The 16,226-nt window shown below is 62.8% G+C and carries 20 protein-coding genes and 1 pseudogene; 10 read left to right on the forward strand and 11 right to left on the reverse strand.

The features are described 5' to 3' along the window. A pseudogene (locus tag F7R02_RS11675) lies at window positions 1–253 on the forward strand (integrase core domain-containing protein); the annotation flags it as partial. 70 nt (window positions 254–323) lie between these two features. Further along, a complete protein-coding gene (locus tag F7R02_RS11680) occupies window positions 324–1,271 on the forward strand; it encodes a hypothetical protein (RefSeq protein ID WP_139371009.1) in 948 nt (315 codons plus the stop codon). 600 nt (window positions 1,272–1,871) lie between these two features. On the opposite strand, the gene F7R02_RS11685 is transcribed toward F7R02_RS11680, so the two are convergent. The 11 genes from F7R02_RS11685 to sctU form a co-directional block, all read right to left on the reverse strand. Next, window positions 1,872–2,342, reverse strand: coding sequence for a CesT family type III secretion system chaperone (locus F7R02_RS11685; protein WP_078590213.1), 471 nt, complete (start codon window positions 2,340–2,342; stop codon window positions 1,872–1,874). Window positions 2,343–2,396: 54 nt separating this feature from the next. Continuing rightward, complete coding sequence (gene hrpE, locus F7R02_RS11690) at window positions 2,397–2,678, reverse strand: HrpE family protein (protein WP_139371008.1); 282 nt, start codon at window positions 2,676–2,678, stop codon at window positions 2,397–2,399. A 78-nt stretch (window positions 2,679–2,756) separates the two neighbouring features. Further along, a complete protein-coding gene (gene hrpD6 / locus F7R02_RS11695) occupies window positions 2,757–2,999 on the reverse strand; it encodes an Hrp regulator HrpD6 (protein WP_005920045.1) in 243 nt (80 codons plus the stop codon). A 9-nt stretch (window positions 3,000–3,008) separates the two neighbouring features. Beyond that, a complete protein-coding gene (gene hrpD5 / locus F7R02_RS11700; RefSeq protein WP_078590212.1) occupies window positions 3,009–3,947 on the reverse strand; it encodes an HrpD5 family protein in 939 nt (312 codons plus the stop codon). Next, window positions 3,944–4,759 (reverse strand): hypothetical protein, encoded by an 816-nt coding sequence (locus tag F7R02_RS11705; RefSeq protein ID WP_005928338.1) that lies wholly within the window; start codon window positions 4,757–4,759, stop codon window positions 3,944–3,946. The genes hrpD5 and F7R02_RS11705 overlap by 4 nt, the downstream gene beginning before the upstream one ends. Beyond that, a complete protein-coding gene (gene sctS / locus F7R02_RS11710) occupies window positions 4,756–5,016 on the reverse strand; it encodes a type III secretion system export apparatus subunit SctS (protein WP_078590211.1) in 261 nt (86 codons plus the stop codon). Before sctS ends, F7R02_RS11705 begins: the two co-directional genes overlap by 4 nt. A gap of 4 nt (window positions 5,017–5,020) precedes the next feature. Further along, window positions 5,021–5,665, reverse strand: coding sequence for a type III secretion system export apparatus subunit SctR (sctR, locus tag F7R02_RS11715; RefSeq protein ID WP_003485742.1), 645 nt, complete (start codon window positions 5,663–5,665; stop codon window positions 5,021–5,023). Continuing rightward, the gene (gene sctQ, locus F7R02_RS11720) at window positions 5,652–6,605 is read right to left on the reverse strand and encodes a type III secretion system cytoplasmic ring protein SctQ (RefSeq protein WP_033479221.1); all 954 of its coding nucleotides are present in this window, start codon (window positions 6,603–6,605) and stop codon (window positions 5,652–5,654) included. Before sctQ ends, sctR begins: the two co-directional genes overlap by 14 nt. A gap of 92 nt (window positions 6,606–6,697) precedes the next feature. Further along, on the reverse strand, window positions 6,698–7,336 hold the full coding sequence (gene sctP / locus F7R02_RS11725; RefSeq protein ID WP_033485417.1) for a type III secretion system protein SctP: 639 nt from the start codon (window positions 7,334–7,336) through the stop codon (window positions 6,698–6,700). After that, the gene (locus F7R02_RS11730) at window positions 7,336–9,273 is read right to left on the reverse strand and encodes an FHIPEP family type III secretion protein (protein ID WP_172397253.1); all 1,938 of its coding nucleotides are present in this window, start codon (window positions 9,271–9,273) and stop codon (window positions 7,336–7,338) included. The genes sctP and F7R02_RS11730 overlap by 1 nt, the downstream gene beginning before the upstream one ends. After that, entirely contained in the window at window positions 9,267–10,340 is a 1,074-nt protein-coding gene (gene sctU / locus F7R02_RS11735; RefSeq protein ID WP_005920048.1) for a type III secretion system export apparatus subunit SctU, read from the reverse strand. The genes F7R02_RS11730 and sctU overlap by 7 nt, the downstream gene beginning before the upstream one ends. 213 nt (window positions 10,341–10,553) lie before the next feature. Here sctU and F7R02_RS11740 point away from each other — a divergent pair, with 213 nt between their 5' ends. From F7R02_RS11740 to sctT, 8 genes are read left to right on the forward strand one after another with little or no spacing between them, the layout of a single operon-like run. Further along, window positions 10,554–11,009, forward strand: a complete 456-nt coding sequence (locus tag F7R02_RS11740) for an HrpB1 family type III secretion system apparatus protein (RefSeq protein ID WP_078568491.1) — start codon at window positions 10,554–10,556, stop codon at window positions 11,007–11,009. 33 nt (window positions 11,010–11,042) lie between these two features. Then, complete coding sequence (locus F7R02_RS11745; RefSeq protein ID WP_033480122.1) at window positions 11,043–11,435, forward strand: type III secretion protein HrpB2; 393 nt, start codon at window positions 11,043–11,045, stop codon at window positions 11,433–11,435. Window position 11,436: 1 nt separating this feature from the next. Further along, on the forward strand, window positions 11,437–12,198 hold the full coding sequence (sctJ, locus tag F7R02_RS11750; RefSeq protein ID WP_078590209.1) for a type III secretion system inner membrane ring lipoprotein SctJ: 762 nt from the start codon (window positions 11,437–11,439) through the stop codon (window positions 12,196–12,198). Between the two features lie 7 nt (window positions 12,199–12,205). Further along, complete coding sequence (locus F7R02_RS11755) at window positions 12,206–12,835, forward strand: type III secretion protein HrpB4 (RefSeq protein ID WP_005928355.1); 630 nt, start codon at window positions 12,206–12,208, stop codon at window positions 12,833–12,835. Beyond that, window positions 12,820–13,521: a type III secretion system stator protein SctL gene (sctL, locus tag F7R02_RS11760; protein ID WP_005928357.1), complete on the forward strand. Its 702-nt coding sequence runs from the start codon at window positions 12,820–12,822 to the stop codon at window positions 13,519–13,521. The genes F7R02_RS11755 and sctL overlap by 16 nt, the downstream gene beginning before the upstream one ends. After that, window positions 13,511–14,839 (forward strand): type III secretion system ATPase SctN, encoded by a 1,329-nt coding sequence (gene sctN, locus F7R02_RS11765; protein ID WP_078590208.1) that lies wholly within the window; start codon window positions 13,511–13,513, stop codon window positions 14,837–14,839. Before sctL ends, sctN begins: the two co-directional genes overlap by 11 nt. Further along, window positions 14,832–15,341 (forward strand): type III secretion protein HrpB7, encoded by a 510-nt coding sequence (locus F7R02_RS11770; RefSeq protein ID WP_003485761.1) that lies wholly within the window; start codon window positions 14,832–14,834, stop codon window positions 15,339–15,341. The genes sctN and F7R02_RS11770 overlap by 8 nt, the downstream gene beginning before the upstream one ends. Continuing rightward, window positions 15,338–16,168, forward strand: coding sequence for a type III secretion system export apparatus subunit SctT (gene sctT, locus F7R02_RS11775; protein ID WP_003485764.1), 831 nt, complete (start codon window positions 15,338–15,340; stop codon window positions 16,166–16,168). Before F7R02_RS11770 ends, sctT begins: the two co-directional genes overlap by 4 nt. The last annotated feature ends 58 nt before the right edge of the window (window positions 16,169–16,226 follow it).

Genomic DNA, 16,226 nt, shown 5'->3' on the forward strand with positions numbered 1-16,226 from the left:
TGGCGTCGCACTACAGTACATCCAGCCGGGAAAGCCAAATCAGAATGCCTTCATTGAGCGCTTCAATCGTACGTTCCGCGAGGAAGTGCTCGACCTGAATCTCTTCGCCTGCCTCGACGAGGTGCGCGAAGCCGCCCACTGGTGGATGATCGACTACAACCAAGCAAGATCCCATGATTCGCTCGGCGGAATGACCCCGGTCGAGTACCGCAACAAGTACGCCGAAAGCTCTACTTTTAAAGTGCCTGCTTGACGGGGGAGCTTACGCTGTGCCGTGTCCATAGTTCAATTCCGCTCGGCGGACCGGCAGTGAAGCGGGTCTGTTGAGGCCTGTCGGCCGGTTGGGCTTGAGTGCGCTCGCCATTGGCGGAGCTGGCATCGTGCAAAAGGCACTGCTTGAGACGAGCAAAGCCGGGGCGCGTACCGGCCAGATGAGCGTGCCGGATCTGCTTGGCGGAGAGCAACGCTTGAACCTGTTTTCGTTGGCACTGCCCGACAAAACACGTCGGTTTGCACAATGGTCCGACGCTGTCCATTTTCCGCTCCGTTATCTGCTGGAAAGCGGGATGGAAGCCCTGGCGTTGGCAAAGCAAGGTTTCAACAGCGCCAATGCGGTCTCCCAGACGGTACGTGACCTCTTTGCCCGCCACATGCTGAGCAATGTCGTTGCCAGCTTCGGCTCGCTTGGGGCCTCGCGCATGATCGTCTCACCGTTGCGTGGAGGGAGCCACATCCTTGTCGCTGGCGAGCCAGTCAATTCCTTGCCCGTTGTCTTGCAGCAGGCCGTCCAAACCCTGTTCAACGATACGTCCTGGAATGCGCTCAAGGCCAGGAACGGTGCCAATACCGCTCAGGCGACGCGACTGGATAACGCGCGTGCCGCGCTTGCAGCCGAGCATCAACGCACCATCGCACAGACGCTTGAGGCTCTGGCAGAGCCCATCGACCAGACGATCGTCGCGCTTTCCGGACCCACACCTGCCCAGACGCGTGCCATGGAGGAGGGGACGCTTGCTGCGCCTGGGCCTGGGGCGCGCGGTCGGGCATTGCGTACGGCCCTGGAGACATTACGCACGGAGATCGGCACGCAGTCCCTCTCGACTGCGACCACCGAGGCCGTACGCACCGCGCTGCGTGACCATTGGAGGCAAACGTCTAGCGCATTGCCACGCGACGCGCTCACCCAAGCGCTGGATGAGCGGCTGAAAACGCTCAAGCGTGCATTGCAAGAAAGCGAGGAACTGTGTCGGTGGGAAACCGGGCGAGCATGAGCGCTCAGCCAATGCGTTGATCCTTGTGCGCCTCGCACACCGTCGTCACAGACGTATTCGCCATCGCGTCTGTGGCCTGGTGGTGGCGTCCGCAAGGTGCACAGCTACCCGTAGAGATAGCATACCGTCGCCTCGTCCTCCAAGCAGCGTGACAGGAAGATCAGTGCACGGAGGCAGGCGCTGACTCTGTGAACCGGTTGCGCAGCCGCTTCGGTCTGCATCGATGCCACTGCGGAACTCGAACTGGACAGAGAACTCGCCAGCAAGGTCGCCGTGTCTTTGCCCTGCAAGATCGCCGCGACGACTGGCACTGCACAGATCCAGGACAGGTGCGGGACTGAGCTGCCCGACCACGCATTTCTCCTACGGTAGCGAGCGCACCGATGTTTTGGCGCAGGAGAGAGAGGCGATGGTTCCCTGCAGAGTATCTGCCGGGGAAGATGCAGGCGCGTCACCCTCGACATGCTCAATTGCACCATTCAGTGGGCGCTATTCGTGAGATCGTCTAGATCGCGCACCAAGCCAGTTTGTCGTGCCATGGCCGATCAGCGTTGCTGGAGCGATGATTGGCTCTGGCGGCAAGGTGTTTGCCAGCCTTTATCAAGCGCGCAACCACAGATAATTCCCCGTCGCGATTCCTTCGAACATTTCATCGTGCGCAACGAAGATATTGTTATTCCAGTAACGTCCGTGCTCGGCGTAGTGGGCAAGCAGATCGCATATCCATGCTCCATCCACATCATCGTCCAGCGGCACGCGCACGATCAGGACGATGACGCCGGCATCATTGAGTCCAAGCTGTGCCTGGTCTTGCGCGTACACGGACAGATTGGCTTCCAATAACAGCCGGTAAACCGTCAATGTCCGTCCGGCAGGTGGCAGTCCGTAGGAGATGCGCAGATACAGTGCCTGTTCTTGCACCTCGTCGTCGGGCTGTGGCGTCGGCGCGTGGAGATAGACCTCAAACCCTTCTACCCAAAGCACACGCCTGCTGAGCACAGACTGCACATCCGGTAGGTCCAATGCCTCGCACATCTGTCGAACGATGGTTTCGAATCGCGCGCTGCTCATCAGTGGCGGTACATGCGCAGGACCCCCTACAAGTCCTGCGCATGCCAATGGCGATTACTGGCCAACGAGCTGCTTGGCGTTGTCGCCGGCCTTGCCGATGAACTTGTTCAGCGCCACGTTGAAGTCCAGATCGTTTTTGAGCATCGTGATCTTGTTGTTCATGGACTTCTGTGCCTCGTCCGAGGCGGTCAAGTCACTGATCAACGAACTCATCTGCCTGTTCGCGCCAGACAGTGCAGACGCTCCAGAGATTCCACCGGACACACCTCCGGTGTAGGCGTCCGTGCCCTGGTCAAAACGCGATTTGAGTGAACTCATTTGCGGAAATAGTTCCATACCAAGCCTCCTTCGTATTACATGTGGTGATGCGCCTGCTGGCGCGTTGTGCTTGGTCGAAGCGACCAAGAAATCGATTTACGACATGCCGGCGATGTGCGCGACGATGTTGCGTGCTGCAGTAATACCGTCATGCACGGCATTGAAGTCGTTGCGTGAGGTCTGGTCGCTCGCCGCCGACCAGCGCACGCGAATCTGTTGCGCGGTGGCATCGAGCGCTGCCTCGAGGTTGCGCAGCCGCTCGCCAGAAGGATCCGCCGCCTTGGTCTGCAAAATCTTGCTCATATCTTGGGTGACCGTATCGGTCATGGCATCGAACATAGTGGACTCTCATTGCGCCGCCTGCTGCGGCAGGGATGTCATGTGTTTGGTACCGTCCGGTGTTTCGACATAATGCAGGCCGTCGGCGAGCAATGCCGCGTCGTAGTTTTCCGGTAGTTTCACGGACGGGTCTTGCTGGCTGATCTCCACGTGTAACGAACGCACTTCAGGGCCGAGGTCGCTACGCACATCGGCAATGCGGCGGCTTGCACGTTCGGCATTGTCGCTGCTGCCGGAAACCGAGAAAACGCCATTGCCGTTGTAACGGACGCTGAGCGCGGGATCGGCCAGGGTGTCGCGCAGCGTCGCCAGTACTTCGTCCACCACGGCCACATTGACGGCAACGCCTGGATCGTAACGATGCACCTGCGTGCGCAAGCGGGCAGCATCGGCGCTGCTGGGGACCAGCCCCTCGATCAGCACGCGCGTGCCGACGCGTTCAGCGTGCGCTTCGCGAAAACCGAGCTGTTTCAACAAGGCTTTGGCCTGATTGACAGCATTTTCTGGACGTTGCCCGGTGGCGGCATTGGATAGAAATGCGGGTTGCAACGAGGGGATCAACGCTGCTGCAGAAAGCGCTAGCATGGCACCCACCGCAGTACGCAAGACTTTGCGCCTGGACGTGCGCGGCGCCGGCGTGGGGGCTGGGGAAAGCAGCTGCTCCAGCAGTGCCACATCGTCTGGCCAATCGGCACCAGCATCGCCAATACACAGCACCAGGGGACCGAAGCGGACTGGCTGAAACGCAACAAAGGACGTTTCTGGCACCGTGTCGCTGCTATAGCGGATCTGACCATCTTGGTCTACCTCGATAATGAGTGAGCAACCAGGCCAATCGTCTATTCGGATATCGGTTTGGGGATCGCTCCCCAGGGTGTAACGACCTTGTGCCAAATCTAATCGTGCGCCTGCATGGGTTCCTGTCAGTACGCGAAGCTGCATGGTCATGGGCGAACCTCCTGAGCCGCCTGTTGTGGTAGCTCAATCAGTAGTGTGTTCAGACGTGTGACGGCGTGTGTACGATCGACCTGCCTGCGCGGCTTTTCCGCATTCAGCAGTATCAGTGGAAGCAATAGGTGAAAATTGCGTAGCGCCGGCACCGGTTCCAACTCTGACGGCATCAGCTCCATCAAACGTTTCCGTAAAGCCTGCAGGTTTTCTGTTGGGGTGGCGCTGCCGGACGAGCGAAAATGCTCGCGCATCAACCTCCACACCGTCGTGGTCAACGAGGCGATGGCAGGATGCGAAACGCCGATGGCGCGCAACTCGACAAGCGCAGCGGCAAGCGCGTGTCGCCTGACCATTGGGTCGGCGTCGCGGGTCATCACATAGCGATCGAGAATTCCGTCGATGCGTGCATCGACGCCGTCGCTCAAAGCCGCTGGCGCGCCAGCCTGCCACGGTCCTGTCTGCGGATCGTCGGCATGCGCGTTGCGGCCACTGCCGTGCTGATCGCCCTGGCCCTGCTCACGCCCTTGGGCCGCAGCGACGGCCACGCTCACCCGCCCGCGCAGTATGCACTCGCGCTTGGCTTCGATCTCTTCCTGCTCGGTGGCATCGAGCTCATCTTCCTGGCCGTCCAGCGAACGGACGCCGCGTCGTCGCCTGCGCGGTGGCGCAGGACGCAGCCGCGGTATGTGTGTTGCAGCGTCGGTAGGCGAAGCTGCGCCAGTGCCTGCGGAGTTCGCATGGTGATGCGAGGTACCATGCTCGGTCGAAACCGAGGGCGGCAAGGTGCCGGGAGAAATGCGACGGATCATGGGAACGCCGCCTGCATCAATGCCTGGCCGAACTGCATGATCGCCGACGCGCCCCACGGCGCCGTCACCGCAATGGCGGCCACCACCACCACCAGCTTGAGCGCGAACGAAATCGATGCGTCCTGCAGCGACATCACCGCCTGGATCAAGGCGATCAGCAGCCCTGCCAGCGCAGCGACACCGACCACCGGCAAGGAGACCTTGAGGCAGAGCAGCAACGCTTCGGAGGTAAATCGCACTAGATCGTCGTGGTCCATGGCATCACCGATAGCTCAGAACCAGGCCATGAATCAGCATTGACCAGCCATCCATTGCGACAAACAGCAGCAGCTTGAATGGGATCGCCACATTGGTCGGGGTGACCTGCGAAAGGCCCATCGCCATCAGGGCGTTGGCCACCACCAGGTCGATGACGATAAACACCAGATACAACAGAAAGCCGATGCGGAAGGCTTCGGTCAATTCGCTGAGCGTGAAGGCCGGCGCCAAGACAAGCAGGTCGTCCGACTTGAGCGTGGCGGCCTTGTCCTTGGGCCAGATCTGTTGTGCGGAACGCATGAAAAAGGCTTTTTCGCGTTCCCGTGTGTGTTTGAGGAGGAATTGCCGAAACGGCTCCCGGCAGGCGTCGAGCAGGACCACCACACGGCTGTTATCGGACCCGGCACCGTAGTTCTGCGCGGCCTTGAACGCCTCCATACCCACCGGTGCCATCACAAAGCACGACACCAGCAACGCAACGCCATTGAGGACCATGTTCGGCGGCACCTGCTGCACCCCGATCGCATTGCGCAGCAGACCGAGCACCACCACGATCTTGGTGTAGGAGGTGACCACCATCGCTGCGAAGGGCAGCAGGCCCAGCATGATGACCACCAGCAGCAGCGAGCCAACGTCAGGCATCTGCATGCGTGCTCTCCGACATGCTGAGGATCTGCACGCCAAGATGTTCGCCCACTGTCACTAACCTGCCGATGCCGATGGTCTGGCCGTAAACGACCAGGCGGATGTCGGCTTGATCCACCGGCACCGACAACTCCAGGATCTGCCCGGGCTGCAAACCCGACAAGGTCGATAGAGACAGCGCAAGTTGGTCCACTTCCAGCTGCACCGGCAGTTCCAGTTCCGCCACGTTGCTGGCGGACTGCGCGACTTCGGGCTCAAACGTATCGTGCTGCATGGTGGGGGTTGCCTCCAGAATCATCTGTTGCAGGTTCAGGCGTACCGGAGCGCGCAAGACCGCGCCCCCGGCGATACCCCAGAGCACCTCGCCGCTGGTGGCCGCAGCCGAGGCCGTGCAATGCAGCAAGACATCGCCAGGCCGCAGCGATTGCAGCAGCGCCGCCGATGCAGTGCGCTCGCCGATGCGCAGGCGCGTGTTGACGCGCAGTGCAGCCAGCCAGGCGGGCAGTGGCGCGGGCGCCGCCAGTGCGGCAACTGCAGTCCGCAGCGTGGCCAGCAGGGGGGCGCTTGCCGTCAGCGCAATCGCATCCAGATCGCCCAGTGTCATGCCGATGCCGTGGCAATCGTCTGGCTCTGCATCGCGCTCGAAGGCGATGACCTCGGCAGCACCCAAGCCCAGCGGCGCAAGAGCGCCGAGGCGATCGGCCAGCAATATCCCCGCGATCGAAACGCGGAGTGCGTGGTCGTCCTCGTTCAGTAGCAGCGCCAGGCCGTCGCGCGCGGCAATCCGCACATCCATCTGGCCGGTGTCCAACTGCAGGCGCAGGCGGGCCGCCTCATTCGGTGAGATGCGACGGCAATGCGTGGCGAAGCCGCATTGCCGTGCGGCGCGTGGATCGCCGAGCACCCTGCTCAGCTGTGCGCGCTCGGGCGCAACGCGCCTCAACGCCTGAGAGAGTGCACGTGCCGGTGGAGCCTGGCTCTGCTCGGTTAGCAAGATGGAGTTCCTCCAAATGGCTTTCTGTCGCCAGTGCCGCGTTAGACAACCTCGATGCTGATCTGGAGCGTGCTACTCAGCGTGGAGTTCAGTGCAGCCTCCAGACGCTGCCTTCCGCACCAAAGTACCTCGCGCGCGTCCGGCGAACTGGTATTGAAGCGAAGCGATAGCTGGTCCGGCGAAAGCCGCAAAAACAACGTCGTCTGTGCGACGAGCCCTTGATCGATATCCAGCCAGGCTTCCCAGCTCCCTGCGCTGCGCACTGGCGTGGCGTTGCAGAACTCGGCCACCCGCAGCGCGATGTGGTCGATCGCCATGTGGGCGCGCTGCGTGCGTATCCACTCGGTGGCGATATGTCGCCCAACTGCGCCATTGTCGGTGCCTTGGAGTGGCTCTTGGTATTTCGTGCCATCGACAGGTAATGCCGGGTCCGTTGTTGCGGGCGCGCCGTCATGGGCTTCGGTGAACCTGTCCTCGGCATCGGGCTCCGGTCGATCCTCGTCGCACTGCGGCGGCAACAGCATGCAGGGAAGCGCGAGCTGCGCGCTGCGCAGTCGCTGGCGCAGTTGCAGGAAGCTGGAGCGCTGCGCCGACCGGGCCGGCGTGGCAGGAGCCGCCGGCCGCTGCAGTGCGCCGCTGACCGGCAGGATGCGCACATGGCGGAGGGGCGGCTTGCGCATCACACCACCACCCTGCCGATCGGCTGTAACTGCACCTCCGAACCCAGTTCCTGGAACGAATAAACCTGCAGCCACGTCAGCCGTGCTTCGATCATGCGGCGCACATAGCGGCGTACGTCCATCGATGCGACCACCGCCAGCGGATGCTGCGCCTGGTCGCCCACGATGCGTTCCACCTGTTCGACAAGCTGGTTCGCCTGCTCGGGCGGAAGGGCCAGGAAATTGCCGGCCGCGGTCGCGCGAATGGATTGCCTGATCAGTTGTTCCACAGCATGGTCGAGCATCACCGCAGGCAGCTGCCCGGTGCCTGCGGTTGCGGTATGCGCAAGATAACGGCTGAGATCGCAGCGCACATATTCGGTCAACATCAGAAGATCCTTTTCCTTCGGCCCCCATACCACCAGACTCTCCAGAATGCTCTTGATATTGCGCACCGGAATCCTCTCTTCCAGCAGGCGCCGCAACACATCGGCAATGCGCTGTGCGGGCATCGCCTTGTTGACCTCCGCAACCAGCCCGGGATAGTCCACAGCCACCTGCTCCAGCATCCACTGGGTTTCCTGGATGCCGACGAACAGGTGCGCGCGCGCGTGCAGGGGTGCGATGGCCTGGCGGGCCAGCGCCGCTTGCATGTCGTCGGTGTCCCCCAATTCGGCGCGTGTCTCGGGGACATCGTGAATCAACACCTCGTATTGCATGTCCTGCAGGGACTCGCTCTGCCATATCGCGATTCCGGGAAACGGCAAGCCCAGCAACTCGACCAACTTGCGGCGCTCGCTTTCGATCGCCTGATCAAGCCGCGTGGGGTCGAGCAGATTGGCCAGCTGCGGCGACAGACGCATCGACAGGGGTGAGGCGAAATCAGGGGCGTTTTTGCGAATATGTGGCGCCTCGCCCTTGGCGCCTTTACGGCTCGTCGAAGGCAGTTTGCGCTGATCGGTGCCGCTGATATCGCGTTGCTTGCGCCAGATCGTATAGCCGCCGGCGCCGACGGCCGCTGCCAGCAGCAGGAACAGCACGGCCGGGAATCCAGGGACGAACGCAAAGCAGGCCAGCAGCACGCTCGCTGCCATCAGGGCGCGCGCATTGCTGGTGAGCTGACGGCCGATATCGAGCCCGAGCGAGCTGAGCCTTGTCTCGTTCTCGTTGGCCACGCGGGTGATCATGACGCCGGCAGCCACCGATATCAGCAGTGAGGCGATCTGCGACACCATGGCATCGCCCACCGACAGGATCGCAAAGCGGTTGGCGGCTTCGCCCGCGGTCATGCCGTGGTACGTCACGCCGACCACGATGCCGGCCAGGATGTTGACCATGGTAATTACCAAGCCGGCGATCGCATCACCCTTGACGAATTTCATGGCGCCGTCCATGCCGCCGTGCAGTTGGCTTTCCATGGCCAGCCGCGCGCGTTTGCGGCGTGCTTCATCTGCGGTCAGGTTGCCGCCGCGCAGGTCGGCATCGATACTCATCTGCTTACCGGGCATTGCGTCCAACGTGAAGCGTGCACCGACCTCGGCAACGCGTTCGGAGCCCTTTGCGATCACGATGAACTGCACGGTGGTGATGATCAAGAAAACGACCAGGCCTACCACCAGATTGCCGCCGACCACCAACTCGCCAAAGCTCTCGATAATATGGCCCGCCTCGGCGTGCAGCAGAATCGACTTCGTCGAGGCGATATTCAAGGATAACCGCAGCAGTGTGGTGAACAGCAGCAGGGAAGGAAACGACGAGAGCGAGATCGAGTCGGGCACATACATCGTGACCATCAACAGCACCACGCTCAGGGTGATGTTGATGCCCAGCAGCGTATCGATCAGCGGCGTTGGCAGCGGCAGGATCATCAGCCCGATGACCGCCACCACCAAGGCGGCGATGGCTACTTCGCCGCTGTAAGCGAAATACCTTGTCGCTCGCACGCGATCTCCTAGCATGGCAGAGCTCCATCGCCGTCGCTGTGGTCGCGACCGAGTTCATCGACCCAGCGCAACACCACTGCAACCGTTTCGAACAGTGGCTCGGGCACTGCGTCGCCCAATTCAACCTGATACAGCGCACGTGCCAGTGGCGGATTGGCAACGATCGGAATGCCCTGGTTATGCGCGACGGCGCGCAGTTCCAGCGCGCCGTCGTCCACGCCCTTGGCAACGACCTGCGGTAGGCCGAAGTCATCGGGCTCGTAGGCCAGTGCCACCGCGTAATGGGTCGGGTTGACCACCATCACCTTGGCCTTGGCGACGCGTTCGCGCGGGTCGCCAAACACCATCTCCTTGGCAAATTCCTTGCGCTTGCCCTTGATTTCCGGGTCGCCCTCGCTCTCCTTGACTTCGCGCTTCTGCTCGTCCTTGCTCATTCGTTTGTCGCGGATGAACAGCCAGTGCTGCACGCTCCAGTCTGCGGCGCCGACCAGTACGAACAGCAGTACGCCCAATGCGAATAGCATCCCCAGCGTCCGCCAGGCAATCTGGGCAATGTCAGGTGGTGTCTGGTAGGCAAGGCCAATGATCATCGGCATGAGGATGCGGATACCGGCCCACAGCACCACGCCAATCAAGATGGCCTTGATGATCAACTTCAGTAGATTGATGAGGCTTCGCAACGAGAAGAGTTTCTTGACCCCGGTTGCGGGATTGAGGGAATCGAACTTGGGCGCCACCGGCTTGAGGGAGGCATTTAGCCCGGTCTGGAAAGCACCGCCTGCCACGCCAGCCACCAGGCAAGCAACCAGCAAGGGGAGCATCAACAGCAATCCCTGGATGCCGATATGGCCGAGTGCGCGGTTTATTGCCGTCGCATCGCGTGTATTTTCCGGGAAATCGAAGCCGATCGTCATCAATGCGCGCATGTGGTCGGAGAAGTAGTCGCCGGCCGATTTCATGACCATTAGCGCGCCAAAGAGCACCGCGGCTGCAGTGACGTCCGGGCTGACCGGAACTTCCCCGTCCCTGCGCGCATCCCGCAGTTTCTTCTCGGTCGGCTTCTCGGTTTTTTCTTCCGACATTGCCCTCTCCTTCCGCGATCGCTGCGCCCCTGATTGTGGTGAGCTGTGGTGGAACGATCCGCTTGACAGGCGAATGTGTGGGTAGCCTGGCGAAGCCGGAATGGTTTGTTCGCCAGCGAATTCCGATATTCGCTTCCGAAAGGATCCGGCCGACGTGGCGAGCGTAGCTTTCTCAACGTGTACGGTCCGCATGTCATTAAAACGAGGTGCAGTGTGGAGAAGATTCAATGTCCCGGGTCGGTCGTGAGTGGGCTCATCGAACTGATCACGGTTGGACTCACCCATGAAAAGATTCAGGACGCTGCCGCTGTCCTTGCCGCAGTCCGAGTACTGCGGCCAGAGCTGAAGGCGCTGGACACGTTCGATGCATGGATTTCCATCAAGCGCGGCAATTACGTGGAAGGCGCGCGCCTGCTGCGCGAGCTGGAAGGCGACGCCGGCTCCAAGCCGCTGTGCAGGGCCTTGTACGCCTGCTGCCTGTTCGCGATGGGCGACCAGTCGTGGCATGGCGTCGCGGACGGGCTGATCGAAGAAGACGCCGATGCCGACGCGGTGGCCCTGGTCAAGGCGCTGTCCGGACGACGAACCCCAACGGCTGCGTCGGCGGAAGTGCCGGTCGAATCCTCAGCACCGATGGAAGTTCCAAATTCGCAATACCTGCGTGCCTGAGTGACGCCAGTCCCGACCCCATAGGAGTATGCGATGACGCTCATTCCTCCTGTCCAAGCGATTTCCGGCACCAGTATTACCTCCACTCAAGCGCTGTCGCCGGTGGCAGCGCCCAACCAAGCGCTTGTGAATCGCTTTCAAGCGCTGATGCAGTCCTCGAGCCCCTTGCCGCCCGCCATGCAGCGGGTGGGCAACCCGAGCATGATGAGCCGCGTGGTCGATGTGCAGAACGATGGCGTGCGGACCATCGCCGAGCATATCGATGCCTTCAGCATGCAGGCACCGACCATGGGGCTGCAGGAAATGGCAGCGCAGCAGATCAAGTTGATGCACGAGCTGACCATGGTCGGCTTCAACCTCAATGTCAGCGTCGGCGTGGCGCAATCGGGAAAGAACGCCGTGCAGACACTGGTCAAGAACCAGTAGCATGCGCGCGCTGAGATACCTGGTGGTGCTGCTGGTGGCGCTGCTGCTGTCTGCGTGCAGTCAGCAGCTGTATTCCGGGCTCACCGAAAACGATGCGAACGACATGCTCGAGGTGCTGTTGCATGCGGGCGTGGACGCGTCCAAAGTCACGCCAGACGACGGCAAGACCTGGGCGATAAACGCTCCGCACGATCAGGTGTCCTATTCGCTGGAGGTGCTACGCGCGCACGGGTTGCCGCATGAGCGGCACGCCAATCTCGGCGAGATGTTCAAGAAGGATGGCTTGATCTCGACACCCACCGAAGAACGCGTACGTTTCATCTACGGCGTGTCCCAGCAGCTGTCGCAGACCTTGTCGAATATCGATGGGGTCATTTCGGCCGATGTGGAAATCGTGCTGCCCAACAACGACCCGCTTTCCACCTCGGTAAAGCCTTCCAGCGCTGCGGTGTTCATCAAGTTCCGCGTCGGTAGCGATTTGACCAGTCTGGTGCCCAACATCAAGACGTTGGTCATGCACAGCGTGGAGGGACTCACCTACGAGAACGTCAGCGTCACGATGGTGCCGGGCGGAGCGGAGAGCGATGCGCAGTTCACCGCATCGGCACCGCCGAGACCTTCACCGTGGCCGTGGTTGGCCGGGTGTGCGTTGGCGTTGTGTCTGGCGGTTGCAGCGGCGCTGTATTGGTGGCCAAACCCGCAGGCGAGCCGTTGGGGCGGCTGGCAGCGCCTGCGCGAGTTGACGAAAGGCAAAGCCGGGTGAGCGCGGGATGGACAACACGCGGATCGACAATGCGGCACGATGTGTTCAGCGCTGGACGGACGCGTTGGCGCACCTGGCCGAATCGTTGGACGCCGCACGGGTGGCGCATTGGCTTGGCCCGGTGGCGGCGTCGGGCTGGGCAGCGGCGCCCGTCTACCGTCGTATGCGGGTGATCCAGGCGTGGTCGGGATGGTCGGGATTGTCGCCGTCTGCGCTCGGCCTGCATGCGAACCAACTCGCCGTCCTGATGCCCGCGCTATTGGCCAAGGTCCTGATCGCGCGTGCGCTGTTCTCGCGCGGGTTGGCAGTGCGTCGTTGTATCGAGCGCGAGCGTCTGGACTGGCTCGAACAGTGCGTGGGTCCTGCCGTGCTTGAGCACGTGCGCCAGAACGCGTCCGCCGGCCTACCTGTGCCGCTGTTACCGCGCGATGCCGATCAAGCGGCGTGGGTCGGCGACGGTTGGCGTCGGATGCAGGCAGATGGCGTCTGGCCCAACCCGGTTGTTGCCAAGCTGCTGGCGCTGTCCTTGCCCCTGGGCGCCGCGCAGGTGGCGGCTCTCGCAGCAGACGGTGCGAGCGATGCATTCCTGGCCGCGCTTCCTACCCTGATGCCGGAGGCGTCATGCGTCTCTGGTTGAGGTCAACGCCCGATGCCATCGGCCTGGATTGCGATGTCATTCCGCGCGAGGCGCTGGCCTCGGTGCTGGCGCTGGATGCTGCCACTGCCGAGGTGCACGCACGCTGCGAGCAGGCCCTGAGCCAGGCGCAGACACGTGCACAGACGCTGATCGACGAGGCTCAACAGCAGGCCGAGGCGATCCTTCACGATGCGCGCCAAAAGGCCGAGCGCAGCGCACGCCTGGGATATGCAACCGGGCTGCGACGTCAGCTTGATGAGTGGAACGAATCCGGCCTGCGCCATGCCTTTGCCGCCGAAACGGCCGCGCAGCGGGCACGCGAGCGCCTGGCTGAGATTGTCGCGCGCACCTGCGAGCACATCATCCTCGGACACGACCCTGCGGCGCTGTATGCGCGTGCGGCGCAGGCCTTGGAAGGTGCCCTGGACGAGGCCAAGGCCCTGCGCGTGAGCGTGCACCCCGACGCGGTGGACGCTGCGCGGCGCGCCTTCGACGCGGCCGCCACCGAGGCGGGCTGGACCCTGCAGGTAGAGCTGAGCGGCGATGCCGATCTGGCCGTGGGCGCCTGCGTGTGCGAGTGGGATACGGGAGTGTTCGAGACCGATCTGCGCGACCAGCTGCGCAGTCTGCGGCGCGTCATTCGCCGCGTGTTGGCCGCACCCCAGGAGCCCGTGGATGCTGGCTGAGATGCCCCTGCTGGAGACAGCGCTCGAGCGCGAGCTGGCCACGCTCGCGTTCGGTCGTCGCTATGGCAAGGTGGTCGAACTCGTCGGCACCATGCTCAAGGTGGCCGGTGTGCAGGTCAGCCTGGGCGAGGTCTGCGAGTTGCGCCAACGCGATGGCAGCTTGTTGCAGCGTGCCGAAGTGGTGGGCTTCAGCCGCGATCTCGCATTGCTGGCGCCGTTCGGGGAGTTGGTCGGGCTGTCGCGCGAGACGCGCGTGATCGGATTGGGGCGCCCGTTGGCGGTGCCTGTTGGACCGGCCTTGCTGGGGCGCGTGCTCGACGGCCTGGGCGAGCCGTCGGACGGGCAAGGAGCAATCGCCTGCGACACCTGGGTACCGATCCAGGCGCAGGCACCGGACCCGATGCGTCGGCGGCTGATTGAACAACCCATGCCGACCGGCGTGCGGATCGTGGATGGCCTGATGACGCTGGGCGAGGGCCAACGCATGGGCATCTTCGCCGCAGCAGGCGTCGGCAAGAGCACCTTGATGGGAATGTTCGCGCGCGGTACCCAGTGCGATGTCAACGTGATCGTGCTGATCGGCGAGCGCGGACGCGAGGTGCGGGAGTTCATCGAGCTCATTCTTGGCGCCGATGGGCTGGCGCGCAGCGTCGTGGTGTGCGCAACCTCCGATCGCTCGTCGATCGAGCGCGCGAAGGCCGCTTACGTCGGCACCGCCATCGCCGAGTATTTCCGGGATCGGGGCCTGCGCGTTCTGCTGATGATGGACTCGCTGACGCGCTTTGCCCGCGCGCAACGCGAGATCGGTCTGGCCGCCGGCGAGCCCCCCACGCGCAGGGGCTTTCCGCCATCGGTGTTCGCCGAGTTGCCGCGCCTGCTCGAACGCGCGGGCATGGGCGAGAGCGGGTCGATCACCGCGTTCTACACCGTCCTGGCCGAGGACGACACCGGCAGCGACCCGATCGCCGAAGAAGTGCGCGGCATCCTCGATGGGCACCTGATTCTCTCCCGCGAGATCGCGGCCAAGAACCAGTACCCGGCAATCGACGTGTTGGCCAGCCTGAGCCGGGTGATGAGCCAGATCGTCCCATCGGACCACTCCCAGGCCGCCGGCCGGTTGCGGCGCCTGCTCGCCAAATACAACGAGGTGGAAACCCTGGTGCAGGTGGGCGAATACCGTCAGGGAAGCGATGCCGTTGCCGACGAAGCGATCGACAGGATCGATGCGATCCGCGACTTTCTCAGCCAACCGACCGACCAGCTCAGTGCGTACGAAAGTACGCTGGAGCAGCTGGCCAGCGTGACCGACGATGCGTGAGCCTGCCCACACCTGGTCGGTGCTGCATCAGCTCAAGGCGCGTCGCTGCGAGCGCATGCAGGAACGTTTGAGCGATTGCAGGCGTGCATTGGAACACTGCGACCGTGAGCTCGCCAGGTGCAGACAGGAGGCAGAGGCTTGCACCACGCGCTTGGCCAGTTGCGACGCCGCGCTGATGGACAAGGCCGGTGTGGGTGGTTCGATCGATATCGACACGATCCTGCAGCATGAACGCTTCCGCACCGTGCTGGTCGAGGCCTGTCGCGCTGCCGAGCAGGCGCAGACAGCGGCGAGCCAGTCGTTGCAAAGCGCCCGCGATGAACTGGGGTCCGTGCAGCAGGCGCTGAGCAAGCTGCAGGCACAGGCGCAGGTGTATGCAGACAAAGCCGCCAGTGCACGCCGCGCCCGACAGGCGCAACGCGAGGCAGCGGAAGAAGAAGACGCGATCGAGGCGCTGGTCGCGCTGCGTTCGCACCGCACCGCGCAGCGGGGCGCCCGATGAACGACGCCACCGATGCCTTGCTGGCCATTTCCTCGCAGGGCGTGTCGCTGTTGACCCTGCTGGCATTGTGCGGGGTGCGCGTGTTCGTGATGTTCATCGTGCTACCGGCAACGGCGCAGGACAGTCTGCCCGGAATCGCGCGCAACGGCGTGATCTACGTCCTGAGCTCGTTCATCGCCTATGGGCAGCCGGCCGATGCGCTGGCGAAGATCCAGACGGTCGGCCTGGTCGGTGTGGTGTTCAAGGAGGCGTTCATCGGTCTGCTGATCGGGTTTGCCGCATCGACGGTGTTCTGGATCGCCGAGAGCGTTGGCCTGCTGATCGACGACCTTGCCGGTTACAACAATGTGCAGATGACCAACCCGCTCAGCGGCCAGCAAAGCACGCCGGTGTCCACGGTGCTGCTGCAACTGGCCATCGTGTCGTTCTACGCGCTGGGCGGCATGTTGATGTTGCTCGGCGCGTTGTTCGAATCGTTTCGCTGGTGGCCGCTGACCCAGCTTGGGCCGAACATGGGGGCGGTTGCCGAATCGTTCGTGATCCAGCAATCCGACAGCATGATGGCCGCGGTCGTCAAACTGTCCGCACCGGTGATGCTGGTGCTTGTGCTGGTGGATCTAGCGATCGGCCTGGTGGCGCGTGCGGCCGACAAGCTCGAACCGTCGAATTTGAGTCAGCCAATCCGTGGGGTGCTGGCGTTGTTGCTGCTCGCCTTGCTGACCAGCGTCTTCATCGCGCAATTCGGCGAAGCGCTTGGTTTCCTGCATTTCCAGCAGCAATTGCACGATGCCGCCAACGTGGGTGGCAAGAGAGCCGCGTCGCACTGATCTTTATTGAGACATTCCCGGCTTTGCACTTCCTACACTGATCGCTACCGATTTCTTC

Origin of the sequence: Xanthomonas cissicola (assembly GCF_008801575.1) — a bacterium.
Lineage (GTDB): Bacteria > Pseudomonadota > Gammaproteobacteria > Xanthomonadales > Xanthomonadaceae > Xanthomonas > Xanthomonas cissicola.

Bases quoted from the DNA above. Each gene is read 5' to 3' on its own strand.
- F7R02_RS11685 (WP_078590213.1), bottom strand. From the start codon at position 2,342: ATGAGCAGCGCGCGATTCGAAACCATCGTTCGACAGATGTGCGAGGCA.
- hrpE (WP_139371008.1), bottom strand. From the start codon at position 2,678: ATGGAACTATTTCCGCAAATGAGTTCACTCAAATCGCGTTTTGACCAG.
- hrpD6 (WP_005920045.1), bottom strand. From the start codon at position 2,999: ATGTTCGATGCCATGACCGATACGGTCACCCAAGATATGAGCAAGATT.
- hrpD5 (WP_078590212.1), bottom strand. From the start codon at position 3,947: ATGACCATGCAGCTTCGCGTACTGACAGGAACCCATGCAGGCGCACGA.
- F7R02_RS11705 (WP_005928338.1), bottom strand. From the start codon at position 4,759: ATGATCCGTCGCATTTCTCCCGGCACCTTGCCGCCCTCGGTTTCGACC.
- sctS (WP_078590211.1), bottom strand. From the start codon at position 5,016: ATGGACCACGACGATCTAGTGCGATTTACCTCCGAAGCGTTGCTGCTC.
- sctR (WP_003485742.1), bottom strand. From the start codon at position 5,665: ATGCAGATGCCTGACGTTGGCTCGCTGCTGCTGGTGGTCATCATGCTG.
- sctP (WP_033485417.1), bottom strand. From the start codon at position 7,336: ATGCGCAAGCCGCCCCTCCGCCATGTGCGCATCCTGCCGGTCAGCGGC.
- F7R02_RS11730 (WP_172397253.1), bottom strand. From the start codon at position 9,273: ATGCTAGGAGATCGCGTGCGAGCGACAAGGTATTTCGCTTACAGCGGC.
- sctU (WP_005920048.1), bottom strand. From the start codon at position 10,340: ATGTCGGAAGAAAAAACCGAGAAGCCGACCGAGAAGAAACTGCGGGAT.
- F7R02_RS11745 (WP_033480122.1), top strand. From the start codon at position 11,043: ATGACGCTCATTCCTCCTGTCCAAGCGATTTCCGGCACCAGTATTACC.
- sctJ (WP_078590209.1), top strand. From the start codon at position 11,437: ATGCGCGCGCTGAGATACCTGGTGGTGCTGCTGGTGGCGCTGCTGCTG.
- F7R02_RS11755 (WP_005928355.1), top strand. From the start codon at position 12,206: ATGGACAACACGCGGATCGACAATGCGGCACGATGTGTTCAGCGCTGG.
- sctL (WP_005928357.1), top strand. From the start codon at position 12,820: ATGCGTCTCTGGTTGAGGTCAACGCCCGATGCCATCGGCCTGGATTGC.
- sctN (WP_078590208.1), top strand. From the start codon at position 13,511: ATGCTGGCTGAGATGCCCCTGCTGGAGACAGCGCTCGAGCGCGAGCTG.
- F7R02_RS11770 (WP_003485761.1), top strand. From the start codon at position 14,832: ATGCGTGAGCCTGCCCACACCTGGTCGGTGCTGCATCAGCTCAAGGCG.
- sctT (WP_003485764.1), top strand. From the start codon at position 15,338: ATGAACGACGCCACCGATGCCTTGCTGGCCATTTCCTCGCAGGGCGTG.